General features: G+C 71.7%; 2 protein-coding genes. Both read right to left on the bottom strand.

What is annotated here, in order from left to right; genetic code table 11:
• Positions 1 to 79 precede the first annotated feature (79 nt).
• Positions 80 to 1,108, bottom strand: a complete 1,029-nt coding sequence (locus AOK03_RS39580; protein WP_055570167.1) for a FecCD family ABC transporter permease — start codon at positions 1,106 to 1,108, stop codon at positions 80 to 82.
• On the bottom strand, positions 1,105 to 1,844 hold a 740-nt coding region (locus AOK03_RS39575), incomplete at its 5' end, for a FecCD family ABC transporter permease (RefSeq protein WP_055570166.1). The genes AOK03_RS39575 and AOK03_RS39580, both read right to left, overlap by 4 nt.

The following is a 1,844-nucleotide window of genomic DNA, read 5'->3' as shown; positions in this document are numbered from 1 at the left end:
AGGGTGACGTCGTCGGCGATGAGCCGGTTCACAGCAGCACGCTCCTGGTCGTGGGGTGGTACGAGTTCGCGGCGGGGCTTCATATCCGTCCCGCCTTGCGCTGGGTGACGAGCAGCCACAGCAGATAGACGCCGCCGAGCACACCGGTGACGACGCCGACGGGCAGCTGGTCGGCGCCGAAGGCCCGCTGCGAGGCCCAGTCCGCGACGATCAGGAGCGTGGCGCCCATGAACATGGCGGGCATCAGGTTGGGGCCGGGCGAGCGCGTGAGGCGGCGGGCCAGCTGGGGCGCGGTGAGCGCGACGAAACTGACCGGGCCCGCGGCGGCGGTGGCGGCCGCGGTGAGCAGCACGGAGGCGCCAAGGAGGACGAACCGGGTGCGTTCGACGCGTACGCCGAGCGAGTTCGCGACGTCGTCGCCCATCTCCAGCATCCGCAGCGGACGCCCGTACACGAGCACGAGCGGTACGAGGACGGCGCAGAGCACGAGCAGCGGCCAGACCTGTTCCCAGTCGCGGCCGTTGAGGGAGCCGGTCATCCAGACCACGGAGCGGGCGGCGTCGACGAAGTCCGCCTTGGTGAGCAGATAGCCGTTGACGGCGGTGATGAACGCGGAGACGCCGATGCCGACGAGGACGAGGCGGTAACCGTGCACGCCGCGCTTCCAGGCGAGCAGATAGATGGCGAGGCCGGTGACGAGACCGCCGACGAGCGCGCCGCCGGCGACCTCGACCGCGCTGCCCTGGAACAGGACGATCATGGTGAGCGCCCCGGCGGTCGACCCCTGTCCGAGGCCGAGCACGTCCGGGCTGCCCAGCGGATTGCGCGCGATGGACTGGAACAGCGCGCCGCCGAGCCCGAGGGCCGCGCCCACCAGGAGCCCGACGAGGACCCGCGGCAGCCGCAGGTCGTTGATGATGAACTCCTGTCCGGCGTCGCCGTTGCCGAGCAGGGTGCGGATGACGTCGGCGGCCGGGATGGGGAAGTCGCCGGTGCCGATCAGGACGACGCCCGAGACGAGGGCGGCGACCACGAGGAGCGTGACGACCACGGTCGTGCGGACGTCGAGCCGGACGGAGAGCCCGCCCCGGGTGCGTATCGCCTTCACAGCTGGGCCACCTTGCGCCGACGTACGAGGAAGATGAAGACCGGCGCTCCGATGACCGCGGTCACGATGCCGACCTGGAGCTCCGCGGGCCGGGCCACGAGACGCCCGACGACGTCCGCGCCGAGCAGCAGGACCGGCGAGAGGACGGCCGCGTACGGCAGGATCCAGCGCATGTCGGGTCCGGTGAAGGAGCGCACGATGTGCGGCACCATCAGGCCGATGAACACGATCGGCCCGCAGGCCGCGGTCGCGGCCCCGCACAGCAGGGTCGCCGCCGCCATGGACAGGATGCGGGTGCGCGTCAGGTGGGCGCCGAGCGCGCGGGCGGTGTCCTCGCCCATGGCCATCGCGTTCAGGGGCCTGCCCAGACAGAGGGCGAGGACGGCGCCGACCGCGAGGAACGGCAGCACCTGCTTGATGGTGTCCATGTTGGCGGAGGCCAGGGAGCCGACCGTCCAGAAGCGCATCTTGTTCAGCGCGGCGCCGTCCATGATCATGACGGCCTGCAGATAGCCGTAGAGCGCCGCGCTGAGCGCGGTGCCCGCCAGCGCGAGCCGCACCGGGGTCGCCCCGCGCGATCCGCCGAGGAAGTAGAGCAGGACGCCCACGAGCATCGCGCCGGTGAAGGCGAACCACACGTAGCCGCTCAGCGAGGTGACGCCGAAGAAGCTGATGGCGCTGACGACGGCGGCCGATGCGCCGAGGTTGATGCCGAGCAGTCCGGGGTCGGCCAGCG

The organism is Streptomyces atriruber (genome assembly GCF_001418325.1).
GTDB lineage: Bacteria > Actinomycetota > Actinomycetes > Streptomycetales > Streptomycetaceae > Streptomyces > Streptomyces atriruber.
Note: the sequence above shows the minus strand (reverse complement) of the source record. Positions and strands in the feature narration are given on the sequence as shown.